Origin of the sequence: Mangrovimonas sp. CR14, from assembly GCF_011764015.1 — a bacterium.
In the GTDB taxonomy this organism is placed as follows: Bacteria; Bacteroidota; Bacteroidia; order Flavobacteriales; family Flavobacteriaceae; genus Mangrovimonas; species Mangrovimonas futianensis.
The window spans coordinates 150278-166095 of record NZ_JAAFZY010000005.1; the positions used below are offsets into that span (position 1 = coordinate 150278).

Below are 15818 nucleotides of genomic sequence, written 5' to 3' on the forward strand. Positions count from 1 at the left end.
GTTGTTTATGATTTATTTTTTTATGAGCATTATTTATTAATGTAAACGGCTTTTTTGTTTACAAACTCCATAATACCTTCTATCGAGAGTTCCCGGCCATAACCAGAAGCTTTGGTACCTCCAAATGGCAATCTTGGGTCTGATTTAACCATTTCGTTAATGAAGAAAGAGCCATCTTCAATGCTGCCAATTCTTTCAAAGGCATCATCAATATCTTCAGTAAATACCATAGTTCCTAATCCAAATCTTGTGTTGGAGGCCAGTTTATAGGCTTCGTCCTTATCTTTAACTTTCATGATGGCCGCTACGGGACCAAAGGTTTCTTCGGTAAAAACGGGCATGTCCTCAGTGACATCAGTAACAACCGTTGGTTGATAATAGGCTTTATCTCGATGGTTACCATAGGCAACCACGGCACCTTTATCTACAGACTTTTCTACTTGTTTAAAGAGTTCTTCAGCCAAGTCCTCTCTGGCAAGCACCCCAACTTCTGTTTTCTCTTTTTCTGGGTCGCCAGATTTCAGGTTTGAAACTTTTTCTAAGAAACGGGCTAGGAATTCATCATATATTTTTTCCTCAACTATAAATCTTTTGGCGGCTATGCAACTTTGTCCTGAGTTTTGCATTCTGGCATTGACCATAGTATCTAAATAGGCGTCCAAATTGGCATCATTTAAAACGATACAAGCGTTATTTCCACCAAGTTCTAGAACCAATTTTTTTAAGTTTTTACCAGCAATTTCAGCAATTTTCCTGCCTGCTCCTTCACTTCCCGTTAAGGATATGGCTTTAATGCGGTCATCAGAAATTAACTGTTCGATAGCATCATGTTTTGCCAATACGGTTTGGAAACATCCTTCGGGGTATCCAGCATATTCAAAAAGGTTTTGAATTAATAAAGCGCAACCCGAAACATTGGAGGCATGTTTTAGGATAGCTGTGTTACCCGCTGTAAGAGTTGGTACGGCAAATCTCATAACTTGCCAAAAGGGGAAGTTCCAAGGCATAATGGCTAGGATGGTCCCCATGGGGTCATAACTAATAAAACTCTCATTGGCTTCTGTTTCAATCAAGGCATCGGCTAAAAACTGATCGGCATTTTTGGCATAGAAGTCACATAACCATGCGCATTTTTCTACTTCGGCTTTGCTTTGGGAAATGGGTTTACCTACTTCTTGGGTCATAAGCAATCCGTAGGAATCCTTATTTTTTCTTAAAAGCTTAGCTAACTTCTTTAGCAGTTTGGTTCGCTTGGATATATCAGTTTCTTTCCAAACCTTAAAGGTACTATCGGCCTTTGCTAATATATGTTCTATGTCTTGTTTGGTATGTAGGTTATAGGATTGTAAAGTTTTACCTGAGTAAGGATTTATGGTGGTGATTGTGGATGTTTCCATGGGATTGAATTTTAATAGTAAGTTAGGATTAATCTTCTGAAATGAAGAATGCTTTGACTTAATATTAACGTTTGAAAAGGAGAAAAGTTAAATAGTATTAAAATGTACTTTGAATGGGGTTTAAATACTTATTTTATAAAGGGTTAAGTGTCAAATTTTATAAATTATTTAACGACATTGAGTAGGTAATTTCTTAACTTAGAATCGTAAAACTTATTGTCTAATTTAAAACGAACGAAAATTATGGGAAAAGATAGCAGCACGATATTAGGTCTTTTGGCTGGAACAGCAATTGGAGCTACTCTTGGTATTTTATTTGCACCGGATAAAGGTGAAAAAACAAGAAAGAAAATTGCAGATGAAGCCAATATAGCCAAAGAGCGTCTTACGGAAAATGCAATGCATTTAAAAGATGCTGTAGTAAGTGGTGTTTCTACAAAAAAGCAAACTTTGGATGAGCAAGTTGAACATATTGTTTCTGATGCCAGTCATAAGGCAGAAGATGTTATTACAACTTTGGAAAGAAAACTTGCAGATTTAAAAGCTAAGAATAAAAAATATCAAAAACCAGTCGTTTAATGAGTAACGTTTTTGAGTCGATTAGTGAAAATTCTTCCAAAGCAACCGACCTTGGGGAGAAATATATAAAGAATACTCAGGACTACATTAAACTTAAAGTTTTTCAACAACTTACTATATCAATTAGTATGGTTGTGAAAATGTTTATAGTGGGGAGCCTATGTTTTGTAGGCTCTCTATTTCTAGCTGCGGCAGCAGCTTGGTCCATTGGAAAACTTTTAGGCAGTTTGGCCTTAGGTTGTCTTGTAGTGGCTTTTTTATTCTTCATTTTGGGCTTGATAGCCTATCAATTCAGGCAAAAAATCAATTCAGTGGTTATCACCAAAATGTCTGAAAAATTCTTCAATTAACATTATGAATAAAAATTACCAATCTTTTGAAGACATAGAATATGATTTAAAACGTCTTAAGTTAGAGCGCCAAATCATACAGGAAGAACTGAAGGGTGTCCGTAACGATTTGCAGGACGATTTGACACCGGCCAATTGGGTTCAAACCGTATTTAGTGCGTTTAGCAAGTTTGGACTATTTATGCTAATGAAAAAATTCTTGACAAAAAGCAAGTAAATCCTTTTTGCTTGCCGAAATAATTAAAATTCAAAATCTATATTACGTATGAACATATTTGAAGCTATCAGAAAAGATCACGACATTCAAAGAGATTTACTCGATAAATTGGTTGATACTTCCGGAGATAGCAAAAAAAGGGATGAACTCTTCAAAAAAATAAAAAAAGAACTCCAGGTGCATGCTAATGCTGAAGAAAGGCATTATTACAAGCCTTTAATAGATGTGGATGTCATGCAGGAAAAAGCCAGACATGGTATAGCCGAACATCATGAAATAGATGAACTTATTGAGGAACTTGAAGAAACTGAATATGATTCTTCGGCATGGTTAAAAATAGCAAAGGATTTAAAGCATAAAGTAGAGCATCATTTGGAAGACGAAGAGCATAAATTCTTTCAACTTTCTGGTAAGGTTCTTTCAGAAAACCAAAAAACCGCTTTAGCCAAGGAATATATGGATTATATGGAGGAAAATAGGTAGTTATAACAACCTTATACTTTATCAATTTCAGTGAAAACAGTTTCTATGTGAATTGTGTTGGTCATTGCCTTTAAGATTGGAACCATTAAAATTCCAATTTAAAGGTATTTTTTTTCGTCAATGGCTTTGCTGTCGAAACTTAATTGTTCCACGATATCAGAAGGATTTTTAATCTGTAAATATTTCTCTCCAAAAATTAAGATTGGGTAAGCTAATACTTCAGGGTGTTTATTCAAGATCTTGATCCAATCATTTTCATCCAAATCTAAATCTTCATCATAGTTTTCAGTAAATGTGGGATGTTGCTTGTCAACTAATTCACCTATGGATTTATGTAAACCATCGGCCAATTCCTTCCATTGGGTTCCTGTAACCTTTGTTTGAAGTATATCAATCGTCAATAATTCATGGTCTGAAGCTTGTAGGTAGCCAAGTACTTGCTTCCCTAAACTGGATTGCGAATTGAAGAATAGTTTATTGGTGCTTTTGTTGGTAGAAATCACAGACATCATTTTTGTTGTTAGACATTACCCTTAAAATTAAGCTATTATCTTGGAAGTTTCTGTTAAAGTAATTTTAATTCCTCTTTAATAAGAAAATCAAATAGTTCTATTAGAACTGTTAATAACTTATAAGTAAGGTTTTCACCAAAAAACCTACTTTTGTTTAGTGTAATTAACGATAAGAGATTATGTCAGATTCAATAGAAAGAGTGAAATGTTTAATTATTGGTTCAGGTCCTGCGGGTTATACGGCGGCAATATATGCATCAAGAGCCAATATGAATCCTATTTTGTATCAAGGAGCCCAACCTGGTGGTCAATTGACAACCACAAATGAAGTAGAAAATTTTCCTGGTTATCCTGATGGAATTACTGGTCCAGAAATGATGATGGAATTACAAAAACAAGCAGAGCGTTTTGGAACCGATGTAAGAAATGGATGGATTACCAAGGTGGATTTTTCTGGAGAGGTTCATAAAGTTTGGGTTAACGATGAGAAAGAAATTCACTGTGATACCGTTATTATTTCTACAGGTGCTTCTGCCAAATATTTGGGATTGGAATCTGAACAAAAATATTTAAAATTAGGAGGTGGAGTTTCTGCATGTGCTGTTTGTGATGGTTTCTTTTATAGAAATCAAGAAGTAGTTATTGTTGGAGCTGGAGATTCTGCTTGTGAAGAAGCACATTATTTATCAAACCTTTGTAAGAAGGTAACCATGTTGGTTAGACGAGATGAATTTAGAGCCTCTAAAATCATGGAAGCCAGAGTTAGAAATACACCTAATATTGAAATATTGATGAATACCGAAACTGAGGAAGTGATAGGTGATGGTCAATTAGTAACAGCAGTAAAGGCAAGAAACAAAGAAACGGGAGAAGTTATTGAAATTCCTGCAACCGGATTTTTCGTTGCCATTGGTCATAAGCCTAATACTGATATCTTTAAAGGCTTTTTGGAATTGGATGAAACCGGTTACATTATTAATAAGCCAGGTTCTTCGCGTACCAATATTGAGGGCGTGTTTGTAAGCGGTGATGCAGCTGACCATGTGTATAGGCAGGCTATTACGGCTGCTGGAACAGGCTGTATGGCAGCTTTGGATGCAGAAAGATATTTAGCTTCAAAAGATGCTACATTTGAAGTAAGTACTTCAACATACAACTAGAAATACAAACTAGATATTTTGTAAGTTATTGAAACCGAAGCATATGCTTCGGTTTTTTTTGTATATTAGAAGGAGATTCCCTGTAGTAGTCTATTAATAGCATATTAAAAACACTCTAAAACCTCTAACATGAAACGAGTATTATATGCTTGGTGTCTCTTTGTAAGCGCCATGGTTTGGTCTCAAAAATTGGCTCAACCAGAAGTCCTTCCTCAAAACATTGTAAAGAATACCTACCATGGTGTTACCATTGAAGATCCATACCAGTATCTGGAAAACTTAGATGACCCTGCGGTTATCAATTGGATGAAGGGTAATGCCCAATATGCCAATTCTGTTTTGGATAACATTTCTGGCAAACAAGAAATGCTGGACAAGATGATGGAATTGATTAATAGAACATCTGCGGCCATAAGCAGTTTAAGGATTACAGATGATAATACTTACTTTTATTTAAAGCGCGTTCCTGGAGAAGAGATTTTTAAAATGTATAAACGTGATGGTTATGAGGGCAAGGAAACGCTCTTTTTTGACCCTAACAAATACAAAAAAGATTCTGGAAAGACATACACCATTAATGGGATTGCCCCTAATGTTCAAGGGGATAAGGTTGCCGTAACGCTGGCAGCTAATGGATCTGAAAATCCAGAAACACTTATTTTTACTAGTGAAGGAGAGAAATTTAAAGAAACCATAGAATTGGGACGCGGGATTTCTTGGCTGCCTTCAGGAGATGCATTCTACTACAACAAATTCCATTCTGCCGATGTGACTGACATGAACCGAAAAATGTTTACGAATGTCTATGTGCATCAATTGGGAACCGAACAAGAAGCGGATACCATATACTTTTCTAAAAAAGAATACGGGACTTTAGGTGTCGATGGGATGGAGATTCCAATGATAATTTATGACAAAAACGCAGGAATGAATGTTTTGGTTATAGTTTCCGTAGATAAAAACACAAGAGCTTATTTTCAATCGCCATCTGGTAATTCAAAAGTATGGAAGTCCTTATCCCAAAGGTCAGACCTGATTGTTGATTATGAAGTCAATGATAAGCATCTTTATTTCATGACGTATTTGGATAGCCCCAATTACCAGATTAAAAAAGTATCTCTACAAGATTTGGATATATCTAAAGCAACTACTGTAGTTCCCGAATCCAAGAATGAAATTATTACAGGGATGAAATTAACAAAAGATGGCTTGTACTATACTACCATGAAAAATGGAGTAGAGGCTCAAGTTTATTTTTTAGCATACAATTCATCTACTCCTAAGCAATTAAAACTACCTTTTACGGCGGGTGATGCTTCTTTATCGAATAAGGGCTCAGAATTTAGTGATATTTGGATTTCCATCTCAGGATGGACTTCACCAGACAAGCGATATCTTTATCATCCTAAGGACGATGTATTTGAATATCAACCGCTTTCTACTCCAGCAGAGTACCCAGAACTTAAAGACTTAATAGCTAAAGAAGTGATGGTTGCTTCTCATGACGGGGTTATGGTGCCTGTTTCTATTATTTATAATAAAAACATCAAATTGGATGGCTCCAATCCTGGGGTAATCTATAGTTATGGCTCTTATGGAAATTCAACAAGTCCGTTTTTTAGCCCTATTACATTGGCTTATACTCTTTATGATGGGGTTTTGATAGTTCCTCATGTAAGAGGCGGCGGAGAGTTAGGAGATTCATGGCATAAAGCGGGTCAAAAGTTGAATAAGCCTAATACGTGGAAAGATGCCATAGCCGCAGCAGAATATGTTATTAAAGAAGGATACACATCTTCTGATAAATTAGCCATTTTTGGAGGTAGTGCAGGGGGGATCTTGGTGGGACGCTCTATAACTGAACGTCCAGATCTTTTTGTGGCTGCCGCACCCATGGTAGGAGCTATGAATACGGTAAGAATGGAAGAGACACCTAACGGACCAGTAAATACGCCTGAGTTTGGAACGGTTCAAGATCCAGAAGAGTTCAAGGGTTTATTGGAGATGGATTCTTATTTAAATCTCAAGCCGGGAACAGACTATCCAGCAACCCTTATTACTGCTGGGATTAATGATCCTCGAGTTATAGCCTGGCAGCCAGCAAAATTTGCGGCCAAGTTACAACATGATAATGTAGGTGACTCACCGGTTCTTTTCTTGACAGATTTTGAAGGCGGACATGGAGGCGGTGTCGCCTTAACGAAGGCATTAAATAATTTTTCGAATGTGTTTTCATTTTTTTACTGGCAATCGGGACACCCGAAATTTAAGATGAAAGAACCCATTAAGGACTAAAAATATAACCCAAAACCTAGATTGTTTAGTCTAGGTTTTTTATTTTTTAAAAGAAGTTTTAGAACTATAACGGTTTAGTAAAGGTTGTGTGATAAAAGTTACACATAGTATGATTTATGTCATGTTTTTGAATTGCATTCCGTATTACATTTGTATCAAACAATTAATCAGATATGAGACATTTTATCCAATTAGCCATCGTGGCTTTGTTGCTGTGTCCAATTTCTTCAATCGGGCAAAGCTTTAAGATCCAAAAAACAGGATCATCGATCATTATTTCCGGAACATCCAGTCTACATGATTGGGATATTGAAGCCGAAGATTATTCAGGAACTATTGAGTTTAGTGATTTGGCTGCCGGTCAAATTTCTAACCTTAACATGTCAGTTGTTTCAGAAAGTTTAAAAAGTGGAAAAAGCGGTATGGATAGCAATACCTATAAAGCTTTGAACACTAAAAAGTACAAAAACGTAACTTTTAAATTTTCTAAAGTCAACAAACTGGAAAAGGTAGATGACTCCACCTTTAAATTGAATGTGGCAGGAACATTAACGATTGCGGGGGCATCTAAGAAGGTCAACTTTGAAATGCTTTTAACTAAGCTTCCAAGTGGCGTTAACTTAACAGGTAGTGAATCCATAAAAATGACGGATTTTGGTATCGACCCGCCTAAAGCTTTAATGGGAACCATTAAAACTGGAGACAAGGTTACCATCAAATTTAATACAACTTTTAAATAAATACTTAACAAAAACGAAACTAGAAATGAAAAATTTTAAAAAACTATCGGTTTTATTTCTATTGGTGCTTTCTTTTAGCGCCGTACAAGCACAGAAAAGACATTTGGATAATTATAGAGATCCAGATCAAAGAGGTATCAATGTATTTGAAGCGCCTAAAGATACTATCTCCACATTTGATGGAGTAAGGGTTAGAATAGGTGGATCATCTACTCTTCAATTCCAAGCTATTGATCACGAAAATGGTGTGCCTCAAAACTTAATTGATGACGGAACAGTTCTTCCATTAAAAGAAATTGGAAGCAACTTTAACCTAGCTACTGCCAACTTAGATTTAGATGTAGCTTTGGCAAAAGGTGTGAGAATGCACTTAAGAACTTATTTGTCTTCTCGTCACCACCCAGAACCTTACGTAAAAGGTGGATATTTTCAAATTGATAACCTAGACTTTATTAGTGAAGGTACTTTAGGTGAACTAATGAAATACACCACTATTAAAGTAGGTCACATGGAGAATAACTATGGTGATGCCCACTTTAGAAGAACTGACAATGCACAAGCCATGTTCAACCCATTTGTTGGAAACTTAATTATGGATTCGTTTACTACAGAAGTAGGTGCTGAGGTTTACTATCAAAGAAATGGTTTTATCGGTATGGTAGGTTTCTCTAATGGTAAGTTAAACCAATCTGTAACAACAGGATCTAATGGAAAAACTGGTGGAGCTTCATTTTTGGCAAAATTAGGTTACGACAGTCAACTTAGTGATGACCTAAGAGTGCGTTTAACAGGATCTTTGTATAACACAGGTTACGTGCCTTCTAACTACTTATATACTGCAGACCGTGCTGGTTCTAGATACTATTTTGTTATGGAAAATGAGGAAGCATCTGCTTCTAGCCCATTCAGATCAGGACGTTATGATCCAGGTTTCAGAAACAGTATAACAGCTATTATGTTCAATCCATTTGTGAAATTTGGAGGTTTGGAATTCTTCGGAACTGCAGAATTTGTTAGTGGTAGAGCTTCATCTGAAGTAGATGACCGTAAAACAACTCAATTTGCAGGAGAACTTATCTACAGATTTGGAAGCACTGAAAACTTCTACGTAGGTGGACGTTACAACACTGTTAAAGGGGAGTTAGCTAATGGAACTGAACCAGATATCAACAGAACACAACTTAGTGCCGGTTGGTTTATGACCAAAAACATTTTAGCAAAAGTTGAGTATGTGAATCAAAAATATGATGGATACGACAATACTAGTATTTTATATGATGGTCAATTTAATGGAGTAGTAGTAGAAGCTGTAATTAGTTTCTAATTTCCAGAAAATTTGGTTAAATTTATAAAGTGAAGCCTATAATTTTAATTCTGGTCAGTGTGTTATGTTTTAAATCTCTAATAGATGATAAGGGATTTAATGAAGCAACATACCTGATATCCGAAAGGAGTGAATTAAAAATTATAGGCTCCACTAATGTTAACAAGTTCACTTGTGCTTATGATATGAGCCGAGTGGAAACCAAACAAAAAGTAAATTTCAAACAGGAAAACGATAAGCTTGTTTTTACAAACACCGATTTAATTTTAAAGAGTACAGCTTTTGACTGCGGTAGTAAAATGATCAACAAAGACTTCAATAAGTTGATGCAAACCGATGTCTTTCCTGATATTTCCCTAAAGCTTATAGAAATTACTAAAGAAAATATTGAACATCATGTGGTTTACACCACAATGGATGTCACTATTTGTAATCGAACCAAGCGCTATAAAGTACCTGTCAATATTTCTGATAGCGTTAAGTTAGGAGTTAAAGGTAATTTAAGAATCAATATCACAGACTACGAGCTCGAAGCCCCTAAAAAGGCGATGGGTATGATTAAAGTTTGTAATGATATTGATATCGATTTCAATCTCTTCTTTCAAAAATTATAGTTCCTTTTTCTTTAATTGTGAGGTACCATCAAATTTGTGAATGGTAATTTGAGGCGCTCCATAAAGATCCACATCTCCATTACCTATAGATTCTAATTCAAAGGAATTATTGACATGAATGGAAATTTCGCCATTATCCTGAATAAAAACTTTAGCTGTATTTGTAGTTAAATTATTTCCTCTTAAATCTGAATTTCCAGAACATTTCAAGTCCAATTTTTGCAAATTTCCTTCTAAAGTCGCATAGGCGTTATCAAAAAGGTCCAGTTTAAGTGATTGACTATTTATTAATGCTTCTATTTTACTATTTTCATTAAGGTCCAAGGTTGTAGAATCGCTTTTTATATTAAATTTCATGTCACCTTTTCCATGCCCATTCAACTGAAAATAGCTTGTTTCTATATTCAAGGAAATTTCAGCATCATCTCTGGCTTCTATTTTAAGGTTATCCGTGACCATCGTGCTAATCGCTGCTATTTCAGAATCTCCTTTCCCTATAATATAATTTAGGTCACTGTTATAGTTAACCGTGATTTTTAATCGTTTACTTGAAACAATTCGTTTTGTAGTTTCTATTACCAAGGCACCTTCTGAAACTGTAATATGAATGATATCGTGAAGGTTTTCATCAGCTTCTATTTCAACAGACGTGTCAAAAGATTTTTTTAGGATAACTTCAAAATCATCGCCAACCACCAATTTATGGAAGGGGTCAACTTTTGTTTCTACGGTAGTAACTTGTTTGTTACCTTTTATTTTTTCTTGACTTAAAGCAGACTGAATGATAGAGAATCCAATCAAACAGGTTAGTAAAATGTTCTTCATATAAATGGTTTGGTGCAAATATAGAAAACCATCCTGATATGTTTTAAACACAACAGGATGGCATTTTTTGGTGGTCAGATGATATTTATTCTTGTCTTACAGAACCAGAAACCCCATCGGTTTTGTCTAAAATTTCTGGATTCCCAATATATTTCACATCAGCACCACTACTGGCCTTTGCAGTTAATTTTTTCTGCGTATTCACAGTAATGCCTGAGCCGCTACTAGCTTTAACCTGCGAATTTATTGCAATTAGTTTTTCTGCATCAATGCTACTTCCACTACTGGCCGTAGCCGAAAAGTTATTGACGCTTCCTTCAAGATCCAGTTCACTACCACTTGAAGATCTGGCGGAGATGGAATTGGCCTGAACCTTAAGATTTAGATCGCTTCCGCTAGAGGTTCCTAATTCCAAATGGTCTGTCTGTATCTGGTTGGTGGTAGTCACATCGCTTCCACTAGACGCTGAAATAGACTGGATGGTTTTAGCTGTTACAAAGATCTTTCTGGATGCTGCATGAGAAATATTTTGACTGGCAGTTACTTTTAAAACACCATTATTTATTGAAGTTTCTATGATGTTTAAAAGGTTTTCATCTGCTTCTACAGTAACACTTTCTGAGGAGCCCTGGGTGATGAACACATCTAGACCTCGACTTACTTCAATAGCATTAAAGGACTCAGAAACCGGTCGGTTTTCCGTAGCAACGTTTCCATTTCCACGAACCCCCATATCAAACATACAAGAGTTTAACAGTAGTGATAAAATGGCTGTTACGATTAATTTGGCAATTGTTCCCATGATAATAGATTTTTGATTGATTTTAGATTGTAAATATGTGATGATTAATTGATTCTTAAAATTATAGTTCCTTCAGTTGTTAAATTTGATGGCTTAATTGTTATTCGTTGGTAATGTGGATGCCATCTTCTGTAATATCCATTTTCACATCATCAGAAGATCCCTTGATACCATCGCTATTTATTTCGAGACTATCACCATTGTCTTTGATCTTGATGCCTTGACTGTTGATGATTAATCCGTTTTCCTCTTTTTGGATATTGATATTTACATCAAATTCGTCTTCAACATCACAATCAATGCAGATGACTTCGTCTTCCATGACCATTAATAAATGTGAGGCGTCGCTAAAGGAAACCAATCCACCCTCATAGCTTCTGTGGTCTAAAAATGAAGCTGTGTTTTGGTCTAACTTAAATACAGTTCCCACAGGTAATTGTAGTACCAAGTTGACATTCTGGTCTAGAAACTTGTTCTCGAAATCAGTATGTAAATAGTTATTCAATGACAAGGTCTTTCCATTGAAGCTGTAATTATAGTCAATATTCTCTGCTGTGTTTCTGGCTTCAATAAAATCACTTCCTTTAGCTTCTTTCATTATTATAAGGCTAGCTACAGAATCTTGTGTCGATTTAATGGTAAGCCTTACATTTCTTGAAAAGATTACTTTTTCATCCTCGGTATTGTACTTTACCTCAAAACCGTTGCTTCTGTGCATACCATATTTATACTTGTCATAATCACTAGCCACCATCTTAATTTGTAAGGTGTCTAGTGGGTTGATGGTCAGTTTTTCTGTTTGCGATACAGAATTTTCAAGTGCAAAGTGTGATGCTTCTTTGATGCTAATTACAACCAATCCTACTATGGATAATAACCAAAGACCTAACAGTGTGAATTTGGCAACCCTACCTATAGACTTCAGGTTGGTAATCAAAATTCTTAAGCCTAAATAAAGGATGAAGAATAATGGAATTCCGAAAAGGAAGAACAATAAAACCGATCCCAACCATAATGGTAATCCTGTGGTGTTTAGTGCATCTGGGTAATCAAGCCACCATGGATGAAAATAGGTGGAACTACCAAATGACAATAAGCTTACTATGAGTCCGAAGAGCAGCGAAACGCCAATGATAATTAAGATGACCCCTATGAATTTAGCAAAGAGCTTTAAGAGAAATAAAAGGACATCGCCTATGGTGTCAAAAAAATTTTTAGAACCACTTTTTACACGTTGCCCGTATTTCTCATAATCAACGTTTTTTACCGTTTCGGAGACATTATCAATCCCGTCTCGAATTTTTTTTTCAATGTTGCTGATATTCACAGGCTCTCCGGTCATGGTCAATTTCTCAGCGGTAGTTACGGCCTCAGGGACCAAAATCCAGAAAAGAATGTAAATAAATATAAACGTACCGCCAGAACCTATGGTAAGCAAGATCCAAAGTAAACGTACCCAAATGGCATCGATACCCAAGTAGTGACCCAAACCAGAAGATACCCCAGCAATATAGGAGTTGTCGCGATCTCGGAATAGCTTTTTGGTTGATGATGATCTGGTTGACTTGCTGTAAGAGGAAGACATAGGTTCGTCCTCAAAAATCTCGTCGTCTACCAAATAATCTTCAGGCTGTCCCATAATGCCAATGACTTCTTCAACTTCCTTGGTGCCTATAACTTGTTTGTCGTGTTTTACACGCTCGCTAAACAATTCGGCAATACGGGCCTCGATATCAGAAATTATTTCTGCTCGACCTTGAGAGTCTGTAAATGAACGTTTAATAGCCTCAAGATAGCGTTGTAATTTTAAGTATGCATCTTCATCTATGTGAAAAAATATACCTGCTAAATTTATGTTGACTGTCTTATTCATCTCGTTTTATTTTTTGGCTTGTTACTAGGTTTACAGCGTTTTGTAATTCGCTCCATGTGGTGTTTAATTCTTTAAGAAAGAGCTTACCAGTTTCGGTAAGTCCGTAATATTTTCTCGGTGGACCTGAAGTAGATTCTTCCCAACGGTAGTTAAGAAGTCCAGCGTTTTTAAGACGGGTCAATAAAGGGTAGATGGTACCTTCCACTACCAGCATTTTGGCGTCTTTTAAGGTATCTAGAATTTCTGCTACATAAGCATCTTCATCCCTGAGGATGGATAAGATGCAGTATTCCAAAACACCTTTACGCATTTGAGCTTTTGTGTTTTCTATCTTCATGTTTTAATTCGATTTAGATGTGAAACTGTTCATTTTTTGATTGATATGATGATTATTTGATGAAATTGATGGTGAAAGGATAGTGATATGGCTTCCCTTCTCTAGCCGTTAAGCTTGCTCTTATTATTAATACAAGTTCTATGATGAAACCAATAAAAGCGATGACTCCTAAACCTCCTGTGATGAAAAGAAGAGGAGACGGTTTGCTAATACTGATATGAAAATGATCAAAATTGTTGAAATTGATAAAATCAAATCCGCTAAATAGATTGAATGCAAACAATGGGATAGCAATGCTGCCTAATATTAAGGCATATAATAAAATGCTTATCTGAAAATTGATAGCTTGTTTCCCGTGGCTATCCACAAATTCTGACTTATCCTTATTCAATGCCCATAAAACAATAGGCGCGATGAAATTTCCCAAAGGGAAAAAGAACCTGGTGAAAGTAGATAGATGTATTAAAGTGGCGATATTTTTTTGGTGGTTGTCTAACATGATTTCAATTCATATAGTAATTTCTTATACAAATATATATCTAAAAGAAGGTATTATGCAAAACATAGTACTTAAAATTAACAAATTATTAACAATTGAAGTCTTGAGTATTTTCAGTAATTTGGTGTTCTATTTTAAATATATATGAAAATTTCACCCAGTAAACTCAATACATTTTTAATGTTTAAACTTCCTTCAGCCTACCTAACGGGCGTGCGTGTTAAGGAAATTAATGCTTCAAGCTGTGTTGTTTCTGTAAAACATAAGTGGCTTAATCAAAATCCCTTTAATTCCATGTTTTGGGCAGTTCAAGGAATGGCCGCCGAATTGACAACAGGTGCCTTGATGATGATGAAGATTAAAGAAAGTGGAAAGAAAATTTCCATGCTTGTAGCCAATAACAAAGGTAACTTTACCAAAAAGGCAACTGGACGTATTACTTTTAGTTGTCATGATGGGAATCAATTGGATGAGACCATAGCCAAGGCTATTGAAACGGGGGAGGGACAAACCATTTGGATGCGGTCAACGGGAGTTAATGAAGAAGGGGTAGAGGTTTCTAATTTTCAGTTTGAATGGACTATAAAGGTTAAAAGTTGAGGATGATGTAACGAATAGAACATTTTCTTCACTAATAGTGTATAATCAATAAAAAACGAAATAAAATGACATCACACGAAATAGATTACAGGATTTATGGTGAAGAAATGCAATATGTAGAAATTGAATTAGATCCTCAAGAGGCCGTTGTCGCTGAGGCTGGAGGCATGATGATGATGGATGAAGGCATTCAAATGGAGACCATTTTTGGAGATGGTTCTGAAAAGAATAAAGGTTTTTTAGGTTCTATTTTAGGAGCAGGAAAACGTGTACTAACAGGAGAGAGCTTATTTATGACCGCTTTTTATAATACACAAGTGGGTAAAAAATGTGTCAGTTTTGCGTCCCCTTACCCAGGGAAAATAATTCCTATTGATTTAACGGAATACAGAGGTAAGTTTATCTGCCAGAAGGATGCCTTTTTATGTGCTGCAAAAGGTGTGAGCGTGGGTATTGAGTTTAGTAAACGTTTAGGCCGGGGATTCTTTGGAGGAGAAGGATTTATTATGCAAAAATTAGAAGGTGACGGACTGGCTTTTGTGCATGCTGGAGGTACCTTGGCCAAAAAGACCTTGCAAGCAGGTGAGGTTCTCAAGGTGGATACTGGTTGTATTGTTGGGTTTACCCAGGACGTTGATTATGATATAGAGTTTGTAGGAGGTATCAAAAACTCCATATTTGGTGGAGAAGGTTTGTTTTTTGCCAAACTACAGGGACCAGGAACCGTTTATATCCAATCGTTACCTTTTAGCAGATTGGCAGGAAGAGTTTTGGCAAGTGCACCTCAAGGAGGAGGAAAGGATAAAGGAGAAGGTAGTATTTTAGGAGGTTTAGGTGATTTACTAGATGGCGATAATCGGTTTTAGTTAATAACTTAGTTGATATTTTTTGTTAAAAATTTAAATTATTTCTCACACTCAAACGTTTTTTTATTACATTTAATGAAACTAAATAACTGAGTGCTTATAAACACTACTACCAAAAACTAAACCCTAAAATTATGGCTAGAGCAATGTTTGAGTACACCAAAACGGTACTTAGAAAAGTGAGTTTTGATGTTTCATTATTTTGCAAGGAAGTTCAAAAGGCCCTTCAAAGATTACTACCGTATGAAATTGAAGAATTAAAAGTCTTTATTGATTCCTTGATTACACAAAACCCAGAATTGAATCAATGTTTAATTTATTTAAAACCATAATTAAATAAAAAGA

The 15818-nt window shown here is 35.8% G+C and carries 19 protein-coding genes; 12 read left to right on the forward strand and 7 right to left on the reverse strand.

Translation table 11 applies throughout. The annotated features are described in order from the left end of the window. Nucleotides 1-29: 29 nt before the first annotated feature. Nucleotides 30-1397 (reverse strand): NAD-dependent succinate-semialdehyde dehydrogenase, encoded by a 1368-nt coding sequence (locus tag GZ212_RS11440; RefSeq protein WP_166960301.1) that lies wholly within the window; start codon nucleotides 1395-1397, stop codon nucleotides 30-32. 243 nt (nucleotides 1398-1640) lie between these two features. Between GZ212_RS11440 and GZ212_RS11445 the strand changes: the two genes are divergently transcribed. The 4 genes from GZ212_RS11445 to GZ212_RS11460 are packed head-to-tail and all read left to right on the forward strand — an operon-like array spanning nucleotide 1641 to nucleotide 3026. Then, nucleotides 1641-1976: a YtxH domain-containing protein gene (locus tag GZ212_RS11445; protein WP_166960303.1), complete on the forward strand. Its 336-nt coding sequence runs from the start codon at nucleotides 1641-1643 to the stop codon at nucleotides 1974-1976. Beyond that, the gene (locus GZ212_RS11450; protein ID WP_166960306.1) at nucleotides 1976-2326 is read left to right on the forward strand and encodes a hypothetical protein; all 351 of its coding nucleotides are present in this window, start codon (nucleotides 1976-1978) and stop codon (nucleotides 2324-2326) included. The genes GZ212_RS11445 and GZ212_RS11450 overlap by 1 nt, the downstream gene beginning before the upstream one ends. A gap of 4 nt (nucleotides 2327-2330) precedes the next feature. Then, nucleotides 2331-2543, forward strand: a complete 213-nt coding sequence (locus GZ212_RS11455; RefSeq protein WP_053971678.1) for a DUF6327 family protein — start codon at nucleotides 2331-2333, stop codon at nucleotides 2541-2543. A gap of 48 nt (nucleotides 2544-2591) precedes the next feature. Continuing rightward, nucleotides 2592-3026 (forward strand): hemerythrin domain-containing protein, encoded by a 435-nt coding sequence (locus GZ212_RS11460; protein ID WP_166960308.1) that lies wholly within the window; start codon nucleotides 2592-2594, stop codon nucleotides 3024-3026. Nucleotides 3027-3124: 98 nt separating this feature from the next. Here GZ212_RS11460 and GZ212_RS11465 read toward each other — a convergent pair whose 3' ends face one another. Further along, nucleotides 3125-3529, reverse strand: a complete 405-nt coding sequence (locus GZ212_RS11465; RefSeq protein WP_166960310.1) for an arsenate reductase family protein — start codon at nucleotides 3527-3529, stop codon at nucleotides 3125-3127. Nucleotides 3530-3717: 188 nt separating this feature from the next. Between GZ212_RS11465 and trxB the strand changes: the two genes are divergently transcribed. The 5 genes from trxB (at nucleotide 3718) to GZ212_RS11490 (ending at nucleotide 9671) form a co-directional block, all read left to right on the forward strand. Then, nucleotides 3718-4698 (forward strand): thioredoxin-disulfide reductase, encoded by a 981-nt coding sequence (gene trxB, locus GZ212_RS11470; protein WP_166960311.1) that lies wholly within the window; start codon nucleotides 3718-3720, stop codon nucleotides 4696-4698. A gap of 129 nt (nucleotides 4699-4827) precedes the next feature. Beyond that, complete coding sequence (locus tag GZ212_RS11475) at nucleotides 4828-6993, forward strand: prolyl oligopeptidase family serine peptidase (protein WP_166960313.1); 2166 nt, start codon at nucleotides 4828-4830, stop codon at nucleotides 6991-6993. Nucleotides 6994-7166: 173 nt separating this feature from the next. Further along, nucleotides 7167-7733, forward strand: a complete 567-nt coding sequence (locus GZ212_RS11480; RefSeq protein ID WP_166960314.1) for a YceI family protein — start codon at nucleotides 7167-7169, stop codon at nucleotides 7731-7733. 25 nt (nucleotides 7734-7758) lie between these two features. After that, nucleotides 7759-9057, forward strand: coding sequence for a hypothetical protein (locus tag GZ212_RS11485; RefSeq protein WP_166960316.1), 1299 nt, complete (start codon nucleotides 7759-7761; stop codon nucleotides 9055-9057). 29 nt (nucleotides 9058-9086) lie between these two features. Next, nucleotides 9087-9671, forward strand: a complete 585-nt coding sequence (locus GZ212_RS11490) for a YceI family protein (RefSeq protein ID WP_166960318.1) — start codon at nucleotides 9087-9089, stop codon at nucleotides 9669-9671. Here GZ212_RS11490 and GZ212_RS11495 read toward each other — a convergent pair. The 5 genes from GZ212_RS11495 to GZ212_RS11515 form a co-directional block, all read right to left on the reverse strand. Continuing rightward, nucleotides 9666-10496 carry a GIN domain-containing protein gene (locus GZ212_RS11495; RefSeq protein ID WP_166960321.1) on the reverse strand — a complete coding sequence of 277 codons (831 nt, stop codon included), beginning with the start codon at nucleotides 10494-10496 and terminating at the stop codon, nucleotides 9666-9668. The genes GZ212_RS11490 and GZ212_RS11495 overlap by 6 nt on opposite strands. A gap of 85 nt (nucleotides 10497-10581) precedes the next feature. Then, a complete protein-coding gene (locus tag GZ212_RS11500) occupies nucleotides 10582-11298 on the reverse strand; it encodes a head GIN domain-containing protein (protein ID WP_240923809.1) in 717 nt (238 codons plus the stop codon). 100 nt (nucleotides 11299-11398) lie between these two features. Then, on the reverse strand, nucleotides 11399-13171 hold the full coding sequence (locus GZ212_RS11505; RefSeq protein ID WP_166960324.1) for a PspC domain-containing protein: 1773 nt from the start codon (nucleotides 13169-13171) through the stop codon (nucleotides 11399-11401). Further along, complete coding sequence (locus GZ212_RS11510; protein WP_053971690.1) at nucleotides 13164-13508, reverse strand: PadR family transcriptional regulator; 345 nt, start codon at nucleotides 13506-13508, stop codon at nucleotides 13164-13166. The genes GZ212_RS11505 and GZ212_RS11510 overlap by 8 nt, the downstream gene beginning before the upstream one ends. Nucleotides 13509-13560: 52 nt before the next feature. Next, on the reverse strand, nucleotides 13561-14007 hold the full coding sequence (locus GZ212_RS11515; protein WP_053971691.1) for a DUF4870 domain-containing protein: 447 nt from the start codon (nucleotides 14005-14007) through the stop codon (nucleotides 13561-13563). 144 nt (nucleotides 14008-14151) lie between these two features. Here GZ212_RS11515 and GZ212_RS11520 point away from each other — a divergent pair, with 144 nt between their 5' ends. From GZ212_RS11520 to GZ212_RS11530, 3 genes are all read left to right on the forward strand, one after another. Then, nucleotides 14152-14607 (forward strand): DUF4442 domain-containing protein, encoded by a 456-nt coding sequence (locus tag GZ212_RS11520; protein WP_166960327.1) that lies wholly within the window; start codon nucleotides 14152-14154, stop codon nucleotides 14605-14607. 65 nt (nucleotides 14608-14672) lie between these two features. Then, complete coding sequence (locus GZ212_RS11525; protein ID WP_053971693.1) at nucleotides 14673-15473, forward strand: TIGR00266 family protein; 801 nt, start codon at nucleotides 14673-14675, stop codon at nucleotides 15471-15473. A gap of 134 nt (nucleotides 15474-15607) precedes the next feature. Then, the gene (locus tag GZ212_RS11530; RefSeq protein WP_053971694.1) at nucleotides 15608-15805 is read left to right on the forward strand and encodes a hypothetical protein; all 198 of its coding nucleotides are present in this window, start codon (nucleotides 15608-15610) and stop codon (nucleotides 15803-15805) included. The last annotated feature ends 13 nt before the right edge of the window (nucleotides 15806-15818 follow it).